Origin of the sequence: Falsiroseomonas sp., from assembly GCF_051860665.1 — a bacterium.
In the GTDB taxonomy this organism is placed as follows: domain Bacteria; phylum Pseudomonadota; class Alphaproteobacteria; order Acetobacterales; family Acetobacteraceae; genus Falsiroseomonas.
Map to the genome: position 1 here is coordinate 311,533 of NZ_JBHYDM010000004.1, position 21,334 is coordinate 332,866.

General features: G+C 71.1%; 19 protein-coding genes. 11 read left to right on the forward strand and 8 right to left on the reverse strand.

All coding sequences use genetic code 11. The features are described 5' to 3' along the window. Positions 1-48: 48 nt before the first annotated feature. Complete coding sequence (locus ACTIF1_RS06575) at positions 49-1,464, reverse strand: amidohydrolase family protein (RefSeq protein WP_439595585.1); 1,416 nt, start codon at positions 1,462-1,464, stop codon at positions 49-51. Positions 1,465-1,551: 87 nt separating this feature from the next. Next, positions 1,552-3,120 (reverse strand): ABC transporter substrate-binding protein, encoded by a 1,569-nt coding sequence (locus ACTIF1_RS06580; RefSeq protein WP_439595586.1) that lies wholly within the window; start codon positions 3,118-3,120, stop codon positions 1,552-1,554. Positions 3,121-3,250: 130 nt separating this feature from the next. Between ACTIF1_RS06580 and ACTIF1_RS06585 the strand changes: the two genes are divergently transcribed. The 3 genes from ACTIF1_RS06585 to ACTIF1_RS06595 all read left to right on the forward strand — a co-directional run bounded on the left by ACTIF1_RS06585 (position 3,251) and on the right by ACTIF1_RS06595 (position 5,431). Continuing rightward, a complete protein-coding gene (locus ACTIF1_RS06585) occupies positions 3,251-3,934 on the forward strand; it encodes an SIMPL domain-containing protein (protein WP_439595587.1) in 684 nt (227 codons plus the stop codon). Positions 3,935-4,130: 196 nt separating this feature from the next. Beyond that, a complete protein-coding gene (locus ACTIF1_RS06590; RefSeq protein ID WP_216833876.1) occupies positions 4,131-4,526 on the forward strand; it encodes a hypothetical protein in 396 nt (131 codons plus the stop codon). Positions 4,527-4,618: 92 nt separating this feature from the next. Next, positions 4,619-5,431, forward strand: a complete 813-nt coding sequence (locus ACTIF1_RS06595; protein ID WP_439595588.1) for a GntR family transcriptional regulator — start codon at positions 4,619-4,621, stop codon at positions 5,429-5,431. Between the two features lie 252 nt (positions 5,432-5,683). Here the strand turns inward: ACTIF1_RS06595 and ACTIF1_RS06600 are convergent, their stop codons facing one another. The 3 genes from ACTIF1_RS06600 to ACTIF1_RS06610 are packed head-to-tail and all read right to left on the reverse strand — an operon-like array spanning position 5,684 to position 8,209. Beyond that, positions 5,684-6,670 carry an enoyl-CoA hydratase/isomerase family protein gene (locus ACTIF1_RS06600; RefSeq protein WP_439595589.1) on the reverse strand — a complete coding sequence of 329 codons (987 nt, stop codon included), beginning with the start codon at positions 6,668-6,670 and terminating at the stop codon, positions 5,684-5,686. A gap of 32 nt (positions 6,671-6,702) precedes the next feature. Further along, positions 6,703-7,344, reverse strand: coding sequence for an MlaC/ttg2D family ABC transporter substrate-binding protein (locus ACTIF1_RS06605; protein ID WP_439595590.1), 642 nt, complete (start codon positions 7,342-7,344; stop codon positions 6,703-6,705). A 28-nt stretch (positions 7,345-7,372) separates the two neighbouring features. Then, complete coding sequence (locus tag ACTIF1_RS06610) at positions 7,373-8,209, reverse strand: MlaA family lipoprotein (protein WP_439595591.1); 837 nt, start codon at positions 8,207-8,209, stop codon at positions 7,373-7,375. Positions 8,210-8,415: 206 nt separating this feature from the next. On the opposite strand from ACTIF1_RS06610, the gene metF reads away from it, so the two are divergent. Together metF and ACTIF1_RS06620 are read left to right on the forward strand one after the other, a co-directional pair. After that, entirely contained in the window at positions 8,416-9,351 is a 936-nt protein-coding gene (gene metF / locus ACTIF1_RS06615; protein ID WP_439595592.1) for a methylenetetrahydrofolate reductase [NAD(P)H], read from the forward strand. Positions 9,352-9,580: 229 nt separating this feature from the next. Continuing rightward, on the forward strand, positions 9,581-10,552 hold the full coding sequence (locus ACTIF1_RS06620) for a tripartite tricarboxylate transporter substrate-binding protein (RefSeq protein WP_439595593.1): 972 nt from the start codon (positions 9,581-9,583) through the stop codon (positions 10,550-10,552). 123 nt (positions 10,553-10,675) lie between these two features. On the opposite strand, the gene ACTIF1_RS06625 is transcribed toward ACTIF1_RS06620, so the two are convergent. Both ACTIF1_RS06625 and ACTIF1_RS06630 read right to left on the reverse strand, forming a co-directional pair. Further along, entirely contained in the window at positions 10,676-11,083 is a 408-nt protein-coding gene (locus tag ACTIF1_RS06625; RefSeq protein ID WP_439595594.1) for a hypothetical protein, read from the reverse strand. 64 nt (positions 11,084-11,147) lie between these two features. After that, entirely contained in the window at positions 11,148-12,086 is a 939-nt protein-coding gene (locus ACTIF1_RS06630; protein WP_439595595.1) for a hypothetical protein, read from the reverse strand. A gap of 73 nt (positions 12,087-12,159) precedes the next feature. Here ACTIF1_RS06630 and ACTIF1_RS06635 point away from each other — a divergent pair, with 73 nt between their 5' ends. From ACTIF1_RS06635 to ACTIF1_RS06645, 3 genes are all read left to right on the forward strand, one after another. Then, positions 12,160-12,675 carry a pentapeptide repeat-containing protein gene (locus ACTIF1_RS06635; RefSeq protein ID WP_439595596.1) on the forward strand — a complete coding sequence of 172 codons (516 nt, stop codon included), beginning with the start codon at positions 12,160-12,162 and terminating at the stop codon, positions 12,673-12,675. Beyond that, a complete protein-coding gene (locus ACTIF1_RS06640) occupies positions 12,672-14,906 on the forward strand; it encodes an ATP-dependent helicase (RefSeq protein WP_439595597.1) in 2,235 nt (744 codons plus the stop codon). Before ACTIF1_RS06635 ends, ACTIF1_RS06640 begins: the two co-directional genes overlap by 4 nt. 313 nt (positions 14,907-15,219) lie before the next feature. After that, positions 15,220-16,143 carry a 50S ribosomal protein L11 methyltransferase gene (locus ACTIF1_RS06645; RefSeq protein ID WP_439595598.1) on the forward strand — a complete coding sequence of 308 codons (924 nt, stop codon included), beginning with the start codon at positions 15,220-15,222 and terminating at the stop codon, positions 16,141-16,143. 192 nt (positions 16,144-16,335) lie between these two features. Here ACTIF1_RS06645 and ACTIF1_RS06650 read toward each other — a convergent pair whose 3' ends face one another. After that, positions 16,336-16,752, reverse strand: coding sequence for a DUF1127 domain-containing protein (locus ACTIF1_RS06650; protein WP_439595599.1), 417 nt, complete (start codon positions 16,750-16,752; stop codon positions 16,336-16,338). Between the two features lie 185 nt (positions 16,753-16,937). Here ACTIF1_RS06650 and ACTIF1_RS06655 point away from each other — a divergent pair, with 185 nt between their 5' ends. The 3 genes from ACTIF1_RS06655 (at position 16,938) to ACTIF1_RS06665 (ending at position 21,330) form a co-directional block, all read left to right on the forward strand. Continuing rightward, complete coding sequence (locus ACTIF1_RS06655) at positions 16,938-18,710, forward strand: aminopeptidase P family protein (protein WP_439595600.1); 1,773 nt, start codon at positions 16,938-16,940, stop codon at positions 18,708-18,710. Between the two features lie 199 nt (positions 18,711-18,909). Then, entirely contained in the window at positions 18,910-20,031 is a 1,122-nt protein-coding gene (locus ACTIF1_RS06660; protein ID WP_439595601.1) for a glycosyl hydrolase family 8, read from the forward strand. 222 nt (positions 20,032-20,253) lie between these two features. After that, positions 20,254-21,330: a hypothetical protein gene (locus ACTIF1_RS06665; protein WP_439595602.1), complete on the forward strand. Its 1,077-nt coding sequence runs from the start codon at positions 20,254-20,256 to the stop codon at positions 21,328-21,330. Positions 21,331-21,334: the final 4 nt, after the last annotated feature.

The window sequence follows — 21,334 nt, forward strand, 5'->3', positions numbered from 1 at the left end:
CCCCCGTTCACGGGGGAGGGTCGGGGTGGGGGTCTTGCCCGCCCCCCTTCAGCGCCGCACCGTCCCCCAGCCCGGATTCTCCACCACCATGTGGCGCAGCTTCGCGCGGTCCAGCATCGCATCCGTCTCCCGCCACGCCGCCGTCGCGATCTCGGTCGCATCCAGATGCGGGCAGAGGCGATCGCGCATCAGCACCTGGCCATCCACCACCACATCCAGCACGTCCTGCCCATTGGCGAAATAGACCACGCGCGCCACCGGCATATTGGCCGGCACCATATGCGGCGCCGAAAGATCGACGGTGATGACATCCGCCTTCTTGCCGACCTCCAGGCTGCCGATCTCATGCCCCATGCCGAGGCCATGCGCGGCGTCGATCGTCACCATCTCCAGCGCCTTGCCGGGCGGCATCATCGTCTCGTCGCGGAAATGGCGCTGGTGGTAGCGGATGCACTGGAACATGTGGCGGAACATGTCGCCCGAACGGTCCGGTGCGGTGGCGTCGGACCCGATCATCACGGTCACGCCCGCCTCGATCATCTTCGGCGCCGGGCAATAGCCGCGCACGGCCGCGATGGCGGAGGGGTTGTGCACCACGCTCGTGCCCGTCCGCACCAGCGTGTCGATATCCGCATCCGTCAGCTCGGTGCAGTGGCTGAGCCAGGCATCGGGGCCGAGCAGGCCGAACATGCGGTCCGCCAGCTCGATGCTGCCCTGCCGGTGGCCGTCCTGGTGGAAGGGCGCGCCACGGGAACGGCCGGCTTCGCGCACCAGATGCCCCTGGCGCTCGATCTCCTTCACTTTTGCGGCGTCGTGCTTGGCTTCACGATACACCGGCATCAGCGTCGCCACCTTCACGCGGCCCTTGTTGTGCCACTTCTCGACGCCGGCGGTGATGACATCGAGCTGCTGCTCGAAGCTCACCGGCCGTTCCACGCCGTCCACGCCGACATAGGGTCGCGGGAAGGGCGGGCGGGTCGGGCCGAGCACCAGCAGGCTGCGGATGCCGACCTCCTCCGTCGCCTCGGCATGCGCATCGGTGAAGGCCGTGTCGTCCACGCGCCCGATGCTGTCGCCGCCGCCGAGCAGCGAGACGCCGGTGGTGACGCCGAAGCGCAGCCGCTCATAGGCCGCGAGCTTCGCCTCCGCGCGCCAGAAGCTGGGCGGCGAGGCGAGGGTGTAGATGACGCGGCAGGCTTCCATCCAGCCGGCGCTGTCATTGTTGCCCATGGTCTTCACCAGCCCATGGCCGGCATGGGCGTGGCCGTCGATGAGGCCGGGCAGGATGGCGCGGCCGCGCGCCTCGATCACCTGCTTCGCCTGGCCGTGCGCGGCCTCCACCTCATCGGTCGGGCCGACGGCGAGAATGCGGCCATCCTTGATGGCCACGGCGCCATCCGGCAGCACGCGGCGCTCCGCGTCCATGGTGATGACGACGCCGCCGCGGATGAGAAGATCGGTCATGCTAGTCCTCGATGAGGTCAAGAAAAGTCAGCGCTGCCCCGTTGGAAAAGGGGGCAGCGCGGATCGGCAGAACGCAGGCGGTCTGTCTCAATCCACCTTCACCAGCCACAGCCGCAGCCGGTTGTCCGGCGCCTGGCGCAGGTCGATCCCCCGCCGGGACGCCCAGGCGATGGGCTGCTGGAACAGCGGGATATGCGCGATCTCGCGGCGCTCGATCTGCAGCGCCTCGCGGATCAGCGCGCGGCGGCTGGTCTCGTCGGGGGCTTCCGCGGCGCGGGAGACCAGCGCATCGAATTCCGCATTCGACCAGCGGCCGTAGTTCAGCCCGCCCGTGGTCGGGCTGTTGGTGCGGAGCACCTCGTTCAGCGTGGAATAGGCATCCGCCAGCGGCAGCCCCGCATGGCCCAGCATGTACATGGAGAAGTCGCGCGTCGCGGTGCGGCGGGACCAGATATTGGTGGGCTCGCTCTGCAGCTGCAGCCGGATGCCGACGCGGGACAGCATCGCCGCCACCGCCTGGCAGGTGCGCTCGTCATTCACATAGCGGTCGTTCGGGCAGACGATGCCCACCGAGAAGCCGTTCGGAAAACCGGCCTCGGCCAGCAGGCGCCTGGACGCCTCCGGGTCATAGGGCAGGCGGTCGTTCAGGTCGGCGGGCGCGCCAGTCAGGAAGGGGCTCACCATCATGCCCGCGATCCAGGCCTTCTCCCGCATCACCGTCCGCCGCAGCGCATTCACGTCGATGGCGCGGTAGATCGCCTCCCGCACCCGGCGATCGCGGAAGGGGTTCTGGCCGCGCACGTCGGAGTACAGCAGCTCGTCCCGCTCATAGTCGAAGCCGAGATAGATGGTGCGCAGCTCCGGCCCCTCGACCATCTGAACGCGGGAATCCTGCAGCAGGCGCGGAATGTCCTGCAGCGGCACCTCCACATTCGCGTCGATCGCGCCGGAGAGCAGGCTCGCCGTGCGCGTCGCCGCGCTGCGGATCGGCTGGAAGTTTACGCGAGTCAGGTTGTGCACGGGCGTGTCCCACCAGCCGGCATGGGGCTCGAGCACCGTGCGCTCATCCGGCCGGCGCTCGACGATGCGGAAGGGGCCGGTGCCGTTGGCCACGCGCGTCGCGCCCGATTCGGTCTGGGCCGAGAGATTGGCCGCCTGCGCCGCATTGTTCGCGCGCGACCAGCCCTCATCCATCATGAAGAACTGCGTGATGGAGGCGAGCAGGATGGGGAAGGGGCGGTGCGTCTCGATCTCGATCGTGTGGCTGTCGATCTTGCGGACGTCCTTGATCGCACCCAGCAGCCCGCGCGCCAGCGACCCCGGCCCGTTCACCCGCGCCCAGGTGAAGACCACATCATCCGCATCAAAACTCTCGCCATTGTGGAAGACCACGTTGCGACGGAGGTTGAAGCGCCACACCGTCGGGCTGGTGCGTTCCCAGCTCTCGGCCAAGGCGGGCTCGATCTCGATGCGGTCATTGTGCCGCACCAGCGCCTCATAGACATTGCCCATGAAGGTATTGGTGAAGGTGTTGTTGGAGGAGTGCGGATCCAGCGTCAGCACATCCGCATTATAGGCCCAGGTGAAATTTTTCGCGGCCAGCGGCGTTGTCATGGCGAAGGCGCCTGCGAGCAGGGTGGCGAGGGCAAGGCGCATGGCGGGATCTCCGGCTGGGATACCGCCAGGGTCTGTCCGCATGGCGAAGCCGTCAATCGCCTTCCGAACGCCTGCAGCCCTTCCGGCACAGGAATCTGCCGCGCCGCCACCAGACTGGGGAAGAATCCGTATGCTGCATCCGATCCGCGCCCTCGCAATCTCCACCCTGCTGCTCACGCCCCCCGCTTTGGCGCAGCCCGCGGGCCTGACCGAGACGCTGCTCCATCTCGGCGAGACGGCGGAGGTCACCCGCGCGCCGGATGAGGTGGTGGCCAGCCTCCGCGCTGAATCCCGCGCCGGCACCGCCGCCGCGGCGCAGCAGGCGGTGAACCGCAGCATCGCCGCCGCCGTCGCCCGCGCCCAGGCCACCCCCGGCATCCAGGTCTCGACCAGCGGCTACTGGACCGGGCGGGTGGAGGAACAGCGAAACTGGCAGGCCAGCCAGGCCGTGACGCTCCGCAGCGGCGATGGCCCCGCCCTGCTGGAACTCGCCGGCACGCTGCAGGGCCAGGGCCTGGCCCTGCAATCGCTCGACTGGACCCTGCGGCGGGAGACGGAGCGCGCGGCGCGGGAGGAAGCCGCCCGCCTGGCCCTGGACTCCCTGCAGCGCCGCGCCACCGCCGTCGCCGAGCAACTCGGCCTGCAACTGGCAGGGCTGCGGGAGGTGCGGATCGACGCGCCGGAACGCAGCCCTCGGCCCATGGCCATGGCCGCCCGATCCTCCGTCTCCTCCGCCGCGCCGGTGGCGGTTGCGGAGGATGCGGTGGTGCGCGCGACGGTGGAGGCTGTGGCGGTGCTGCGGCCCAGGTCTTGAGCAATCCTTCACCTGTCAGGCCGGTGGCAGGTTCAGAACTGACCGAAAAGCCCATTCCGCCGCAACTAGTATACCTTTCGGCAAGTTCTGCCGTCCAAAAAACGCAGGGCGGCCCTGCCGATTGAATGGCTGCGCAGGGGCGGCTTATGCGCTAGACCCACTGAATGGTGGCAACTCCATGACGGAAACTATTCGAATGGGTGTCGTAATCGGGGAGGTAGCGCGCAAGCTGGGCTATCGCCCGGGCATGGCCTGCGCTGTTCTGGGCAACCCCCCGGGGATGACCTTCGGCCTGCCGAACGGGGCTACCGCGGCGGCCGACCTGATCCTCGCCTTCGCCGCGGACAAGGTGGCGCTCCGCGCCATCGCGCCGCGCGCGCTGAACCTCTACGGCATCGGCGCCCGCCTCTGGTTCGCCTATCCGAAGAAGACCGGCCCCGTCCGCTCCGACCTCGACCGCGACCACGGCTGGGACCCGCTGACCACCGAAGGCCTGCTGCCGGTGACACAGGTGGCCCTCGACGATACCTGGTCCGCCCTTCGCTTCCGCTTCCGCGAGGAAATCCCGAAGGTCATGCGCGCCGGGGCCTGATCCGGCCACACGGATCGGACAATTCCATCGCCCCGCATCCTCCTGTAGCTTCCGGCGGTGAACCCAACCGGGTCCACCCCACCGGAAACCGCATGACCCATAGCCGCAGCCCGGCCGGCGAAACCCTGACCACGCCGCCTGGTCCATCCCCTGGCCCGCAGCCCCGCAAGCCCGCAGGGCCGGCGCCGGACCTCAACCGCAGCGCCGTCGCCCGCTACCTGCAACTCGCCACCCTGTTCCGCCACCGCGTCGAACAGGGCGTCTGGCTGCCCGGCACCCAAATCCCCACCGTGGACGACCTCGCCGCCGAATGCGGCGTGGCGCGCGCGACCATCCGCCAGGCCCTCGACCAACTCGCCGAGGAAGGCCTGATCGAGCGCTTCCGCGCCAAAGGCACCTTCGTCAGCACCACCCCACCGCAACGCCTGTGGTGCGACGTGGAAACCGACTGGACCGGCCTGCTCCGCTCCCGCGAAGGCGCCCGCATCGAAATCCTCTCCGATACCCCCGGCCAGGACGGCAGCGCCCTGCCTCCCGCCATCGGCCACGCCGCCCCCCTCTACCGCCACCTCCGCCGCCGCCACTGGCGCGACAACCAACCCTTCCTGCTCGCCGACGTCTGGCTGGACGAAAGCCTCTCCAGCAAAGTCACACCGGAAGACCTGGTCACCAAAACGGCCCTGCGCCTGGTCGCCGGCATCCCCGGCATCCGCATCGCCAACGCCCGCCAAACCCTGACCATCGGCAGCGCCGACGTGGAAACCGCCAGCGCCCTCCACCTGCCCCTCAACGCCCCCATCGCCCACGTCCACCGCGTCGCCCTCGACCCCCGCGGCACCCTCCTCCTCGTGGCCAACGGCCTCTACCGGGGCGACACCGTGCGGATCGACGTGAAACTTCGGTAGGCTGAGGGGCGCGCTGGTGATTGCCAGGGGGCTTTGCCCCCCGGCACCCCCCACCAGGAGGCAGTGGCCTCCTGGACCTCAGGACCTTTGAGCAGAAATGGAGAGGGGGCCGGGGCTACCGCATGATCTGCGGTACCGCTGGCCCCGTCTCCATTTCTGCTCATGATTCAAAGGGTTCCAAGGGGCCACTGCCCCTTGGTGGGTGGGGTGCGGGGAGGGCAAAGCCCTCCCTGCAAATCGCCCAGCACTCCCTCAGCCCACGGAGAATCCGTCGATCTGCGCCGGGGCCGGTGCCCAGTTGGGGCTGTTGTCCTTGTCGACCAGGACGGCGCGGACGCCTTCGGCGAAGTCGGGGTGTTGGGTGACGGGGCCGGTCAGGGCGAGTTCGGTGGCGAGGCAGGTGGCCAGGTCCTGGGTGCTGCCGCGGTGGAGGAGTTCCAGGGTCACGGCCAGGCTGGTGGGCGACATCTTGGCGAGTATGGCGGCCTGGTTGCGGGCCCAGTCGGTGTTCTCGGCGGCCAGCGCCGCCTGGATGGCGGGCAGGGTGGTGGCGCCGAAGCAGCGGTCTATGGCGGGGCGCTGGGCGGCGAGGGGGCCGGGCGGGGCGGGCTCGGCGAAGTCTTCCACCACGCTGGGGTCGCCGGCAAGCAGGGCGCTGCGCAGGGCGGGCAGTCGCTCGCGGGGGACGAAGTGGGTGGCGAGGCCGGCTTCCACGGCTTCGGCGCCGCGCAGCCGGGCGCCGGTCAGGGCCAGGAAGCGGCCCATGGCACCTGGGGTTGCGGAGGGCAGGCGCGGCAGGGTGAAGGAGGTGCCGACGTCGGGGAACAGCGCGATGGCGGTCTCCGGCATGGCCAGCAGCGCGTGTTCGGTGACGATGCGGTGGCTGCCATGGACTGAAACGCCGATGCCGCCGCCCATGCAGACCCCGTCGATCAGGCTGATCCACGGTTTCGGAAAGGCGGCGATGGCGGCGTTCACGGCGTATTCGCCGGCGAAGAAGGCGTGGATGCCGGCGGCGTCGCCGGCCAGGGCCAGTTCGCGGATGCGGCGGACGTCGCCGCCGGCGCAGAAGGCGCGGCCGCCGGCGCCTTCCAGGATGACCAGCCGCACGGCGGGGTCGTCCCGCAGCTGGGCGATCGCGGCGTCCAGCCGGGCGATCATGTCGCCGTCCAGCGCGTTCAGCGCGCGGGGGCGGTTCAGCAGCAGGGTGCCGGCCGCGCCCTCCTGCCGGAGGAGCACGGTCGGTTCCACTGCGTCACCCATGGAAAGCGTCAGGCCCCTTCGCGGGCCGCGAGCTGGCCGATCTGCTGGCGCATGGCGCCGAGCAGGGCCTGCACGTTGTTGCCGTTGCGCGTGATGACGCTGCTGTATTCGCTGCGCGTGGTCAGGCGCAGGCTGGTGCCTTCGGCGATCACGTCGACGATCTTCGGCTGGCCGTCGATCTCGGCCACCCGCCAGTCCAGGCCGAAGGCCGGGGTTCCGGCGCGCTCGACGATGGTGGAGACGAGCACATCCTCCTCCGTCCGGGCCTGGCTGCGGCCGAGGGAGAAGGTCAGGCCCTGGTATTCGCCGAAGCGGGAGGAGAGGTTGCGGATCAGCACCTCCTCGAACAGGCGCAGGTATTCCTGCTGCTGCTGCGCATTGGCGGTGCGCCACCAGCGGCCGAGGATGAAGCGGCCGACGCCTTCCACATCCACGGCGCGGCGCAGGATGGCGCCGACGCGGTCACGCCGCGCCGGCACCGGGCCTGCCATATTGATGGCGGCGACCAGTTCCTGGCCGGTGGACTGGATGAAGGCGGAGGCGCGGCCGATGTCCATCTGCTGCGCGCCGGCGGCGCGCGTCAGTCCGAGCAGGCCGATCGCGCCGAGGAGGAGCGGGCGGCGCGACAGGGAATGGGCGATGGCTGTCATGGGTGGTGGTGTCCTTCTCGGGCCGCGCTCAGCGCCGCAGGCCCTGGATGCCGGAGCCGAGGCCGGAATCGGAGGTCGCCGCGGCCCCGGTCGGTGCATTGCGGATCTCCACCACCCGGCGCTGCCGATAGGCACTGCGGATGGTGGCATAGGGGTCGAGGGAGGTAGCGCGCACCTGGTCGATCGGTTCAATCAGGCCTTCCCGCGTATCGAGCGCGGTGGTGGCGGTGCGGGTGATATTGATCGCCTCCCAGGTCTCGCCGCTGCCGGTATAGGTCAGCGGGTTCATCGCCACGTCGCCGGCGAAGCCCACCACGTCGCGCGGGCTGGAGGGGCCGAGGACCGGGATGAACAGGTAGGGGCCTTCCGGCGCGCCCCAGACGGCCAGCGTCTGGCCGAAATCCTCGGTATGGCCGATCAGGCCGAAGCCCGTGGCGCGGTCGAAGATGCCGCCGATGCCCACGGTGGTATTCACCAGGAAGCGGCCCGTGGTGGTGGCGGCGCGCTGGGTTTCGCCCTGCAGCAGGTCGTTGGCCAGGATCACCGGGGTGCGGAGATTGGCGAGGACGTTGCGGATGGCGGTGCGCACCTCGGGCGGCAGGAAGATGCGGTACATCTCCGCCGCCGGGCGCAGCACCAGCGTGTCGATGCCGTCATGCACGAAATAGGCGCCGCGGTTCAGCGGCTCCAGCGGGTCGTTGGTGGCGCGGAATTCGGCCACGGCCTCGGCATCCGTGGGATCCGGCCGGGTGGCGCAGGCGCCGAGGCCGAGGGCGAGCGCCAGGGCCAGGAAGGGAAGGACGCGGTGGGTCCGGTCGCGGCCCCGAAGGGTGCCCGGAGCGATGGCGAGGCGGGTGCGGATCAACGGGTGACCTCCGGAAGCAGGCAACCGGCCATGGGCCGGCCATCGCCACCCAGGACTTCCTGGGCCGCGTTGTCACCCTTATATGCATGCCGAGGCGCCAGCGAAACGGCGGTGCCGGTGAAGTTACGCTCCGAGACATCCCACCATGGCATGGCGGTCTTCCGTCGCCGCTCCTCGTCCTGCCCTTCCGCAAGAGAACCCGCCCGATGGACATGGCCCTTCCCGGTACCCTGCAGCGCTGGTTGACCGGACCGCGCGTGGCGAGCCTGCCCGTGCCGACCGAAATGCCGCCGCCGAAACTGTCCTTCGAATTCTTCCCGCCGAAGAACGATGCGCTGGAGGCCGCACTCTGGACCGCGATCCGGCGGCTGGAGCCGCTGGGGCCGCGCTTCGTCTCCGTCACCTATGGCGCAGGCGGCACCACCCGCAGCCGGACGCATGAGACGGTGGCGCGGCTGGCCAAGGAAACCTCCCTGACCCCGGCCGCGCACCTGACCTGCGTCGGCGCGACGCGGGAGGAGGTGGACGAGGTGGCGCGGGACTACATGGCCGCCGGCGTCCGCCATATCGTGGCGCTGCGCGGCGACCCGCCGGCGGGCGCGAGCGAATACACCCCTCATCCGGGCGGCTATGCCCAGGCGGAGGACCTGGTGCGCGGGCTGCGCCGGATCGGCGATTTCGACATCTCGGTGGGCGCCTATCCGGAGACTCATCCGGCCGCCGCCTCCGCCGCCGCCGACCTCGATTTCCTCAAGCGCAAGATCGATGCGGGCGCGACCCGGGCGATCACCCAGTATTTCTTCGACACCGATGTCTATCTCCGTTTCATCGATCGCTGCGCGGCCGCCGGCATCACCGTGCCGATCGTCCCGGGCATTCTGCCGGTGTCGAATTTCGCGCAGGTGAAGAAGTTCAGCGCCATGTGCGGCGCCTCCGTCCCGGCCTGGATGGGCAAGCTGTTCGAGGGGCTGGAGGAGGATGCCGAAAGCCGGCGGATGGTCGCCGCCGTGGTGGCGGCGGAGCAGGTGCGCCTGCTGCAGGCCAATGGCGTGGACGAATTCCACTTCTACACGCTGAACCGCGCTGACCTGACCTATGCCATCGCCCATCTGCTGGGCGCGCGGCCGCGGAAGGTCGCGTAGCAGGCCGCTGGTGGAAGCCCTCTCCACCCGCAGGGGGGGGAGAGGGTTGGGTGGGGGGCGTGACGCCCCGAGCGTGTTCGGAAGCGCGCCCCCGCGCACAGCCTTCGGCCCGGTTGCCGACACCGATCAGACGCCGAGACCCCACCCCGCGGGGCCGAAACGAGCTTCCCCTCCACGTTTGCCGGGTCCAGCATGCCGGCACCGGCGTCAGACCGGATGGAGGACAGCCATGACGACCACCCGCCGCGCGGCCCTGCTGGCCGCGCCCGCCCTTCTGCTCGGCAGCCGCCTGGCGCGCGCCCAGGCCTGGCCCACCCGCCCCGTGCGGATCGTGGTGCCCTATACGCCGGGCGGCGTCTCCGACATCACCGCGCGGCTGATCGCGGAGCCGATGGCCGCCGCCATGGGGGTTGCCGTGCCGGTGGAAAACCGCGCCGGCGCGGATGGCGTGATCGGGACCGAGGTGGTGGCGCGCTCCCCCGCCGATGGCCATACCCTGGCCCTGGTCTCGGTCGGCCATCCCGTGAACGCCGCCTTCTACCGGCTGCCCTATGACACGATGCGGGACTTCACCTTCATCAGCCTGACCACGAAGACGCCGCTGGTGCTCTGCGCCGCGCGCGGCTTCGGCCCCTCCACGCCGGCGGAGCTGGTGGCACATGCCAAGGGCCGCCCGGCCGGGCAGGTGACCTTCGCCGGCACCGGCGGCGTGGTGCGGCTGGCGCCGGTGCTCTTCGGCCAGCGCACCGGCATCGAGATGACCTATGTGCCCTATCGCGGCTCCACCCAGGCGCATCCGGACCTGATCGCGGGCCGCGTCGACATCATGTTCGACACCGTCCCGGCCGCGCTGCCGCATATCCAGGCCGGCACGCTGAAGGCGCTGGCCACCACCGGCGCCACCCGCGCGCCGCAACTGCCGGATGTGCCGACGCTGGGGGAGACGGTGGCGGGGTTCGAGGCCTCCACCTGGGGCATGGTGATGGGCCCGGCGAACCTGCCGGGCGCGGTGCTGGACCGGCTGCACCGCGAAATCACCGCGGCGGTGACGCGTCCCGAGGTGGTGGCGCGGCACCGTGCGCTGGGGGCGGAGGTCGTGACCTCAAACCCCGACGAGACCCGCAGCTTCGTGCAGGCGGAGATGGAGAAATGGGGCGCCGCCGCCCGCGCCGCGGGGGTGCAGCCGCAGAACGCCGGTTAGCCTCCTGGCAGGCGTCGGAAAGCCCTCTCCCCCCGACGGGGGGGTGGACGCATGCGTCCAACGGTTGGGTGAGGGGGGCGTGCAGGAATGACGGAGAGGGCTGTCGCATGTTGCGCCACCCCGCTACCGCGCCCCCAGAATCCACTCCGCCAGGAACAGCGTGCCGAACAGCGTGCCGGCAAAAATCAGCAGGTGGTTCCGCACCGCGTCGCGGCGAAACACCATGGCGGGCGGTGGCGGCGGGGTGGCGGAGGCGGCGAGGGCCGCCAGCCCGCGCGGTTCCTCCGGCATGCTGGCCGCCACAGCCTGCGCCGTCTCGGCCGGGGTCAGGCAGGGGCCGAGATAGGTGAAGCGGCGCGCCGCCTCCTCCGCCGTCACGGCGCTGCCGTCCCAGACCATCCATTGCCGCAGCGCGCCGTTCCAGCCGATCGGCAGCGGCGCCTGGCCGCGATCCTCCACCCTGGCCACCCAGTGCCAGGGGCGGGAGGGATCGGCGGGCTCGCCGGGGCGGGCGGGGTCGGGCCAGGCCATGCAGCCATATCCTTCTTGGGACGTGCCGCCATAGCAGGGCGCGAATCGACGCGTGGCAAGAGCCTCAGCGGATCAGCAGCCCGCGCAGCCGGTCATAGACCGGGCGCAGCAGCACCGGGGACAGGAACAGCGGGAACTGGCACAGCGCGAAGAACATCAGGATGCGCGGATCGGTCGCCGCCGGCAGCACCGCGAGATAGAGCGCCATGTTCCGGTTGCCCGAAAGCAGCCCGGCCGAAAGCGCCACGCGCGCCCCGGCAACCTTCAGGAAGGCGAGCGCGGTCAGCAGGTTCAGCCCGAAATTGCCAAGGAAGGCCAGCGCCACCCCCCCCAGCACCCACATCGGCTCCGCCAGGATTTTCGCCTGAAGCCCGTCCATCACGCCGAAGCCGTAGAGAACGACCAGCAGCACCACCGCGCCATCGACGCTGCGTCCATAGGTGGCCAGCCGCTGCGGCCCGGCCACCCGCCGGATCACCAGGGAAATCACCAGCGGCAGCCCCACCACCAGCGCCAGCCGCCCCATCAGCCCGGTCAGTGAAATGGCCAGGTCGATGCCCAGCAGGCCGAGCGCCAGCGGCGGCGCGGTGAAGGGGATCAGCAGCGTCGACAGCACCGCCACCACCAGCGAGATCTCGCCATCCAGCCCCACCATCCGCGCGAAGGCCGGGGAGGAGGTGGCGGCGCAGCCGGTGGCCATGATGACCACCGCCGCGCCGAGCGGACCCTCCAGCCCGAGGACCCGCACCAGGGCGAAGACGATCAGCGGGCAGGCCAGCAGCACCCAGCCCAGCAGGGCCGCCACCAGCAGCGGCCGGCGCAGGTAGCCGAGCACCTGGCCGAAATCGACGCGCAGCAACACCAATGTCATCAGGCAGGCGACGACCGGCGTCACCACATCCCGCGTGGCGGCCGCCAGCGGTGGCACCAGCACGCCGATGAAGACGCCGTAGCCCAGCAGGGCCCCGCCATGGCGGGCCGACCATTCGAAAAAACGGACCAAGGGGAACCCAGTGGCTCAGGGACAAGAAGGCAGCGAGGTTGGCGTTGTTCGACCTGTGTTCTATATCTTCCGCGTGCCCGGACATCATCACACCCAGTCATTCCTGGCCAGTCTGCTGGTCCTGGCCCTGCTGTCGCTTGCCGCGCCGGCCCTGGCCGCCTGCACGGACCCGCCCGGGCCGGGGGTGGATTGGCGGCGCTGCAGCCTGGATGGACGCGACCTGGCCGGGGCCGACCTCTCCGGCATGCAGCTGCGCGATGCCTCCCTGCAGCGCACCAACCTGGAGCAGGCGCGGCTCGTGGGGGTGGAAGGCACCTATGTGCGGTTCGTCTCCTCCAACCTGAACGGCGCCGACCTGACGGGGGCCACGCTGCGGGAAGCCGATTTCACCCGCGCCACCCTGCGCGGCGCCAAGCTGGCGCGCACCGATCTGCGCCGCGCCCGGCTGTACCGCGCCGACCTGACGGAGGCCGACCTGACCGGCGCCATGCTCGGCGGCACCGATTTCACCGGCGTGACCCTGGCAGGCGCCATCTGGACGGACGGCACCCGCATCTGCGCCCCCGGCTCCGTGGGATCCTGCCAGTGAGCGTGACGGCACCCCAGCCGGACTACCTGGCCCGGCTGAACCCGGAACAGCGCCTGGCGGTGGAAACGCTGGACGGCCCGCTGCTGGTGCTGGCCGGCGCCGGCACCGGCAAGACCAGCGTGCTGACCACCCGCTTCGCCCATCTGCTGATGACCGGCCGCGCCCGTCCCTGGCAGGTGCTGGCCGTCACCTTCACCAACAAGGCGGCGCGGGAGATGCGGGAACGCGTCGCCACCATCCTCGGCCAGCCGGCGGAGGGCCTCTGGCTCGGCACCTTCCACGCGCTCTGTGCCCGCATGCTGCGGCGCCACGCCGAGGTGGTCGGGCTGAAGTCCAACTTCACCATCCTCGATACCGACGACCAGATGCGGCTGCTGAAGCAGATCATGGAGGCCGCCGGCGGCATCGACTCCAAGCGCTGGCCGGCCCAGGGGCTGATGGCGGTGATCCAGCGCTGGAAGGATCGCGGCCTGACGCCGGCGCGCATCACGCCCGCCGAGGATTCCGACTACGCGAACAACCGCGCCCGCGCGCTGTATGACGCCTATCAGCGCCGGCTGATCGAACTCAACGCCGCGGACTTCGGCGACCTGCTGCTGCACGTCACCGAAATCCTGCGCACCCGCGCCGATATCCTGGCCGACTACCACCGGACCTTCCGCTACATCCTGGTGGACGAATACCAGGACACCAACCTGGTCCAGTACCTCTGGCTCCGCCTTCTGGCGCAGAACGAGGACCCGACTCGCAGAAACATCTGCTGCGTCGGCGACGACGACCAGTCGATCTATTCCTGGCGTGGCGCTGAGATCGAAAACATTCTGCGGTTCGAGAAGGATTTTCCGGGCGCGCGCATCGTGCGGCTGGAGTCCAACTATCGATCGACCAAGCCGATCCTCGCCGCGGCCGCCGGCCTGATCGCCCGCAACGCCGGCCGGCTCGGCAAGACGCTGCGCGCCGGCCGCCAGGACGCGGAAGGCGACAAGGTGCGCGTCGTCTCGCTCTGGGACTCCGAGGAAGAGGCCCGCATGGTCGGCGAGCGGATCGAGCAGGCGCAACGCAAGGGCCACCCCCTCTCCGAATTCGCCATCCTCGTCCGCGCCGGCTTCCAGACCCGCAGCTTCGAGGAACGCCTCATCACCCTCGGCCTGCCCTACCGCGTGGTCGGCGGGCTGAAGTTCTACGAGCGCGCGGAAATCCGCGACGCCATGGCCTATCTCCGCATCCTGCACCAACCCGCGGACGACCTGGCCTTCGAACGCATCGTCAACACCCCGAAGCGCGGCCTCGGCGACAGCGGGATGCGCGCCCTGCACCAGGCCGCCCGCGCCGAGAACATCCCGCTCGCCCTCGCCGCCGAACGCATCGCGGAGACCGACACCCTCAAGCCGAAACCCCGCACGGCGCTGCGCGAGCTCATGCGCGGCTTCGTCCGCTGGCGCGGCATCAACGAGAAGGAAGGCCACGTCGTCGCCGCCGCGACCCTGCTCGACGAATCCGGCTATACCGAGATGTGGAAGCAGGACCGCAGCCCCGAAGCGCCCGGCCGCCTGGAAAACCTCAAGGAGCTGCTGCGCGCCCTCGGCGACTACCAGACCCTCGCCGGCTTCCTCGACCACGTCGCCCTGGTGATGGAAACCGACGAGAACGCCGAAGCCGAACGCGTCCAGCTCATGACGCTGCACGCCGCCAAGGGCCTGGAATTCGACACCGTCTTCCTGCCCGGCTGGGAAGAAGGCCTCTTCCCCTCGCAACGCTCCCTCGACGAAGGCGGCGACAAATCGCTCGAGGAGGAACGCCGCCTCGCCTATGTCGGCATCACCCGCGCCCGCCGCACCGCCATCATCAGCCACGCCGCCAACCGCCGCATCTACGGCAACTGGACCTCCTCCCTGCCGTCCCGCTTCCTCGACGAACTGCCCGAAGACGCCATCATCCGCGAAGGCCAGTCCACCATCCGCGCCAACCGCATGGCGGATACCCCCAGCGTCTTCCTCGGCCAGTCCGGCCTCCTCGCCCGCCGCCCCCGCGTCACCGAAGTGAACCCCTGGGACACCCGCGAACGTCCCCCGCGCGAATCCTCCCTCACCAAGGGCGAACGCGTCTTCCACCAGAAATTCGGCTACGGCACGATCACCGACATCGACGAAGACCGCCTCGACATCACCTTCGACCACACCGGCCCGAAACGCGTACTGGACCGCTTCGTCCAGAAGGCGAGCGAGGTGTAGGGAGGCTCGGAGGTGGTCGCGGGTGGTTCGCAGGAGGGGCTTTGCCCCTCCCGCACCCTCCCCACCAGGAGGCAGTGGCCTCCTGGACCACAGGACTTTGTGCAGGAAGGGAGAGGGGCCCAGAGGTACCGCCGAACATGCGGTCGCTCCGGCCCCTCTCCCTTCCTGCACATGATTCAAGGGTTCCAAGGGGCCACTGCCCCTTGGCGGGAGGGTGCAGGGAGGGCGGAGCCCTCCTTGCAATCACCCCGCGCCACCCTCCGAAGCCCCTACAACCCTCGCCCACCCTTCCGGATGAAAAGGTTCAGCCTGCATGTCGCGTGATGTTTATGCCCAGCGTCAGGCGCGGCGGGCGGAGCCGTTGGAGACGGTGTGGTTCGATGATTTGCCGGAGGCGGCGGTGCCGATGTTCGAGGCGGCGTTGTTGCGGGTCTGTCCCTCGGTGGCGATTTTCCGGGATGAGGCGACGGACACCTGGCGGGTGGAGGGGGTGCGGGCGCGCGGGTCGGGGGATGAGGAGTTGGCGGGGGCTTTGGCCTTGGCGGCGCTCGTCACAGGTGTGACGGCGGAGTTGCGGGCCGAGCCGGTGGAGGCGGAGGGGTGGCTGGCGCGGACGGTGGCCAGTTTCGGGGAACAGGAGATCGGCGCGGGTGTGCTGGTGCGGCCGACGCATGTGCCGGACCGGCGGATTTATGGGCGCATGGTGCTGAAGCTGGATGCGGGGATCGCCTTCGGCTCGGGTGAGCATGGGTCCACGCGCGGGTGCCTGGTGGCCTTCGAGCGGGTGGCGCGGGATGGCCGGGCGCGGCGGTTGCGGCGGTTGCTGGATCTGGGGACGGGGTCCGGGATCCTGGCGATGGCGGCGGCCAAGCGGTTGCAGCGGAAGGTCCTGGCCACGGATATCGAGCCGTGGAGTGTCCGGGTGGCGGAGGAGAATGCCCGGATGAATGGGGTGGGGCGGCTGGTGCGGGCGCGGCTGGCGGATGGCTGGCGCGACCGGCATGTGCGGGCCGGGCGGCCTTATGACCTGGTCTTCGCCAATATCCTGGCGCGGCCGCTGTGTTCGATGGCGAAGGATCTGAGCGTGGGCCTGGCGCCGGGCGGCACGGCGATCCTGGCGGGTTTGCTCGGGACGCAGGTGCGGATGGTGCTGGCGGCGCATCGGCGGCGCGGCATGGTGCTGGAGCGGCGTCTGCCGCAGGGCGCCTGGGCGACCTTGGTCTTGCGCAGGAAGTAGGGGCCCGGACATGCGCCGGGGCCGATGCTGTTGGCATCGGCCCCGCGCTTCCGTCGCGGCTTGTTGCCCTGCCGGGTGCAGGGGTGGCTGCGGCGGGTAACTCGGGCGCGCCCTGGTAGTGGGGGGCATCGGGCGCGCCGTGGTCGCTCCGTCACCAGGGGGGGAATTGGTGACGGTGCGGCCGGGATAACGTCAGGCCGCGGCGGCGGTTCCCGTCGTCGGCTGATTGGCGTTCGCCGGCGCCAGGGTCTTGATCTGGACCGTGGCGGTGGCGAGCTTCGGCGCCTCGGCCCGGGCCGGGATGCGGAAGTCCGGCTCGAAGACGCGGGAGATTTCGCCGCGGGTCAGGCCGATATCGGCCAGTTCGCGGTCGGTCAGGCTGCGCAGGTTCTCGTAGGTCTGGCGCCGCTCGGGCCAGCTGGCGATGGTGCGGCCGAGGAAGGCCAGGCCGCGGCCGAGGCTGGAGAAGAAGCGCACGACGCCGTCGGCGATCGCCTGGTCGCGGGCGCGGATGGCTGCGTGGCGCAGCACTTCGATCTCGCGGGCCGTGCGGTCCGGGTTGGCGATGGCGAACAGGGTGGCCTGTTCCAGGCTGTGGCGGGGGTTCATGATGACCTCTGATGGGGTTGCGTGGCGGCCTGGTCGTCCTCGGCCTGGGCCGCCGCGCTTCGCAGGTGCAACATAGGCGTTTGCGGGTCACAGGTGATGCGCCGAAGCCACAGCCAAGCTATGCGCCTAATGCATGAAACGCTGTGGACATATGTTTCATTATTAGGGCTCCGGTAACCTCTGCCATGACAACAGCCGCCAAACGCCTCTCCGCCCTGCGGGCCGACATGGCCGCGCTCGGCCTCGACGGCCTGCTGGTGCCGCGCGCCGATGCCTTCCTCGGCGAATATGTGCCGCCCTCGGCCGAGCGCCTGGCCTGGCTCACCGGCTTCACCGGCAGCGCCGGCCTCGCCCTGGTGCTGCGCGACCGCGCCATCCTCTTCGTCGATGGCCGCTACACCACCCAGGCGGCGGCGGAGGTGGAGGGCGGCCTCTGGGAATTGCGGCACCTGCTGGAGCAGCCGCCGGCGGAATTCCTGGGCGCCGAATGCGCCGGCGCCCGCATCGGCTACGATCCCTGGCTGCATCCGGCGGCGGCGGTGGAGCGGTTCGTGGCCTCCGGCGCCCGGCTGGTGCCGCTGCCAGCCAATCCGGTCGATGCCGTCTGGAGCGACCGCCCCGCCCCGCCCTCTGCCCCCGCCCTGCCCCATCCGCCGGCATTCGCCGGCCTCGATGGCGCGGCGAAGCGGGAGGCGGCGGCGGCCCAGCTGCGCGCGGCGGGGCAGGATGCGGCGGTGCTGGCGGATCCGCATTCGGTGGCCTGGCTGCTGAATATCCGCGGCAGCGACCTCGGCCATACGCCGCTGACGCTGGCCATGGCACTGCTGCATGCGGATGGCCGGGTGGACTTGTTCCTCGATCCCGCCCGCGCCGATGCGGCGCTGCGGGCGCATCTCGGCAATGCGGTCGCGCTGCACCCGCCTGCGGCGCTGCCGGCCGTGCTGCAGGGGCTGGCCGGCCAGCGGGTGCGGCTGGATGCGGATGTCACCCCCGCCTGGTTCGGCCAGGCGCTGCGCGCGGCGGGGGCGGAGGCGGTGGCGGGGGAGGATCCCTGCCGCCTGCCGCGCGCCTGCAAGAATGCGGTGGAACAGCAGGGCGCGCGGGCCGCGCATCTGCGCGATGCCGTGGCGCTCTGCCGCTTCCTCGCCTGGTTCGCGCAGGCTGCGCCCATGGGTCGGGAGACGGAGCTTTCCGCCGCCGCGAAGCTGCTGGCGCTGCGGGCCGAGGGGGCGGATTTCGTGGCCGAGAGCTTCCCCGCCATCAGCGGCGCCGGGGAGCACGGCGCCATCATCCACTACCGCGCGACGCCGGCCAGTGACCGGCCGATCCGCCCCGATGAGTGCTACCTCATCGACAGCGGCGCGCAGTACCGGGACGGCACCACGGATGTCACCCGCACGCTCTGGACCGGCCCGGGCGATCCGCCGGCCGAGCTGGCCGAGCGCTATACCATGGTGCTGCAGGGCCATCTGGCGCTGTCGGCGCTGCGCTTTCCGGAGGGGGTGGCGGGGCCGCACCTCGATTCGCTGGCGCGCCGGCCGCTCTGGGCGGCGGGGCTCGACTATGACCACGGCACCGGCCATGGCGTCGGCAGCTTCCTCTCGGTGCATGAGGGGCCGGCCGGAATCAGCCGGGCGGCACGGCCGGTGCCGCTGAAGCCAGGCATGATCCTCTCCAACGAGCCCGGCTTCTACCTGCCCGGCGCCTATGGCATCCGCATCGAGAACCTGCTGCTGGTGCGTCCCGCCGCCGGCCTGCCGGGGCAGACCAAGCCCTTCCTGGACTTCGAGACCCTGACCTTCGCGCCCTATGAGCGGCGGCTGATCGCGCCGCCGCGGCTGACCGCGGCGGAGCGGGCGCAGATCGATGCCTATCACGCCGCCTGCCTTGACCGGATCGGGCCGTTGCTGCCGGCCGATGCCGCGGCCTGGCTGCGGGAGGCCTGCGCGCCGCTCTGAGGCTTCGGCGCCGCCGGGCCCTTCCTTCGCAGTTGCGAACACAAATTCGTGTGGCTGCCGAAACGGCGTTTCGCGCCCGACGTTGCGGAATGATCCAGGGTGCAACCTATGCGAGCAATATCCTGGACTTGTTCAGAATAAGGTTGTTGAGTGTAAACGTAAACGCCCGCTTCACCTGCAGCTGCGACCCTAGGCCCGCATGTCCTCTTTCCTTCGTCGTCGCACGCTCCTCGCGCTGGTCGCCGCCCCGTCCCTGGCGGCGCCTGCCCTGGCACGGGGGGCAGGGGGCCCGCCACCGGCGGCGGGCGCGGATCGGCCCCGGCCCGGCGGTCCGGCGCTGGACCAGGCCGAGTGGCTGGCCTTCACCAGCCGCTTCCTCCGCCCCGATGGCAGGGTCGTCGATACCGCCAACCAGGGTGTCTCGCACAGCGAGGGCCAGGGCTGGGCGCTGCTCTGCGCCGAGCAGGCGCTGGACCGGGAGGCCTTCGACAGCATCCTGGGCTGGACCCGCCGGGTGCTCGGCCGCCCGCATGATGCGCTGCTGTCCTGGCGCTTCCGGCCCGATGCCTCCGGCCATGGCGGGCAGGTTGACGATCCGAACAATGCGACGGATGGCGACCTGATGTTCGCCTGGGCGCTGCTGCGCGCCGGCCGGCGCTGGCGGTCCCCCGAATATACGGCGCAGGGCGTGGCCGTGGCGCGCGACGTGCTGCGCCTGCTGGTCCGCCAGGTGGGGGACGAGATGGTGCTGCTGCCGGGCGCGGCGGGCTTCGAGCAGCGCGACCATGTGGTGATCAACCCGTCCTACTATGCCTTCCCGGCCATCCGGGCGCTGGCCCAGGCGGTGCCCGATCCGATCTGGCTGCGCCTGGCCTCGGATGGGCTTTCCCTGCTGCGCCGGGCGCGCTTCGGCCGCTGGGGCCTGCCGGCGGATTGGGTGGCGTTGCCGCGTTCGGGCGGGCGCCCTTCGCCGGCTCCGGGATGGCCCGCCCGATTCTCCTATGACGCGATCCGCGTGCCGCTCTACCTGGCCTGGGCCGGGCTGGGGCGGGAGCCGGCGGCGGTGGGTGCCGCCCGTTTCTGGTCCGATCCGAATCACACCCGGATGCCCGCCTGGACAGATTTCGGTTCCGATGCAATCTCACCCTATGCGGCATCGATCGGAATTCGAGCGGTGGCTCAATTGGCGATTGCGAAGCACGCAGAAGAATCGCCGGTGCCGGCCTGGCCGTCCTTGGGTGAAGCCAAGGATTACTATTCAGCCGTGCTCACGCTGCTCGCTCGTCTCGCCTGGAGAGATTCGCTGCAAGCTTCGATATAAGTGTGCCTTCGCGGCAGAGATTAGGTATTCCCTAACGGTCGCGGTCACGGCATGTTGCGCCGCGAACGGGGGTTAACTCGCATGCGCCAAGATACGGATGTGGCCCGGGTCGCCGCCGCTCTGCGGACCCCGGCTATCCGTTACCGCAGTTTCGGAAACGAGCCGGTCCGGACGCCTGTTCCGGCGCCGGACGCGGACCCTTACGCGCTGCTCGGCGCCGCCATGACGGCCGCCGCCGAGATCGGCCAGCAGCAGGGCATGCCGCCGGCCGAGCCCTGGCAGGCACCCGCCCCACCGCAACCCGCCCCGCAGGCCTATGCGCCCGCGCCGGAGACCTTTGCCCCGCCGCCGGCGCCCGTGGCCGCACCGGTGGCGCCCGTGGCCGCCCCCATTGCCCCTGCGCCCGCGCCGGAAGTCGCGACTCCCGTGCCGGAGGAGCCGGCGCTGCAGTCCTGGCCGGCCGCCCCCGCGCCGGCCGCCGCCTGGATGGAGACGCCGGCCCCGCGGCCGGAGCCCGCCTTCGCCGCGCCGCCGGCCGCCGAGCCGCCGGCACCGCCCGCCGAGGCCGCGGCCGCCCCGGCCTGGGTCGATCCGCCGGCGCCCCCCGCCTGGTCGGAGCCCGTCGCCCGCGCCCCGCTGCCGGAGCCCGCGCCACCCCCGGCGCCGATCCCGCCGCCCCCCGTGCAGGTCTGGCAGGAGCCCGAGCGGACCGAGCCGGTGGCCGTGCCCAGCCCCGCCCCGACCGCCACCGGCTGGACCCCCGCGCCGGCCGCCGCCCCGCCCAGCCCGCCGGCGCCGGCGCCCGCACCCGTGCCGGCTCCGGTCCAGGCCGCCGCCCCCACTCCGGCGCCCGCCGCGCCGCCGACGCGCTTCGGCGTGGCGGAGATGACGCTGCTGCACGCGGCCGATGCCGCGCCGCCGCCCCCGCCGCGCCCCGCCCTTTCCACCCTGGCCGAGCTTTCCTCCGCCCCGCCGGCAGCGCGGCCGGAGCCGCCGCGCGCGCTGTTCCCGCTGATCGAGGCGCTGGACATGCCGGGCGGTCTCGCCGCCCGCCGCGCCCCGGCGCGGGAGGTGGCGGCGCCCGCGCCGGCCGCGGCGGCGGAGCCCGTGGTGGAAGCCGCCGCACCACCGCCCCCGCCGCGCCTGCTCGCGGCGGCCGAGATCGACCTGCCGCTTGCCGAATTGCTGCGGCTGCTCGCTGCCGACCCGGCCGATTCGGCCGAAGGCTTCCTCGCCCTGCGCCGCCCCCCCTCGGGTCACACCCCGGCGCAGACCGTCCCGACACCTGATGTTCCTTAAGCCG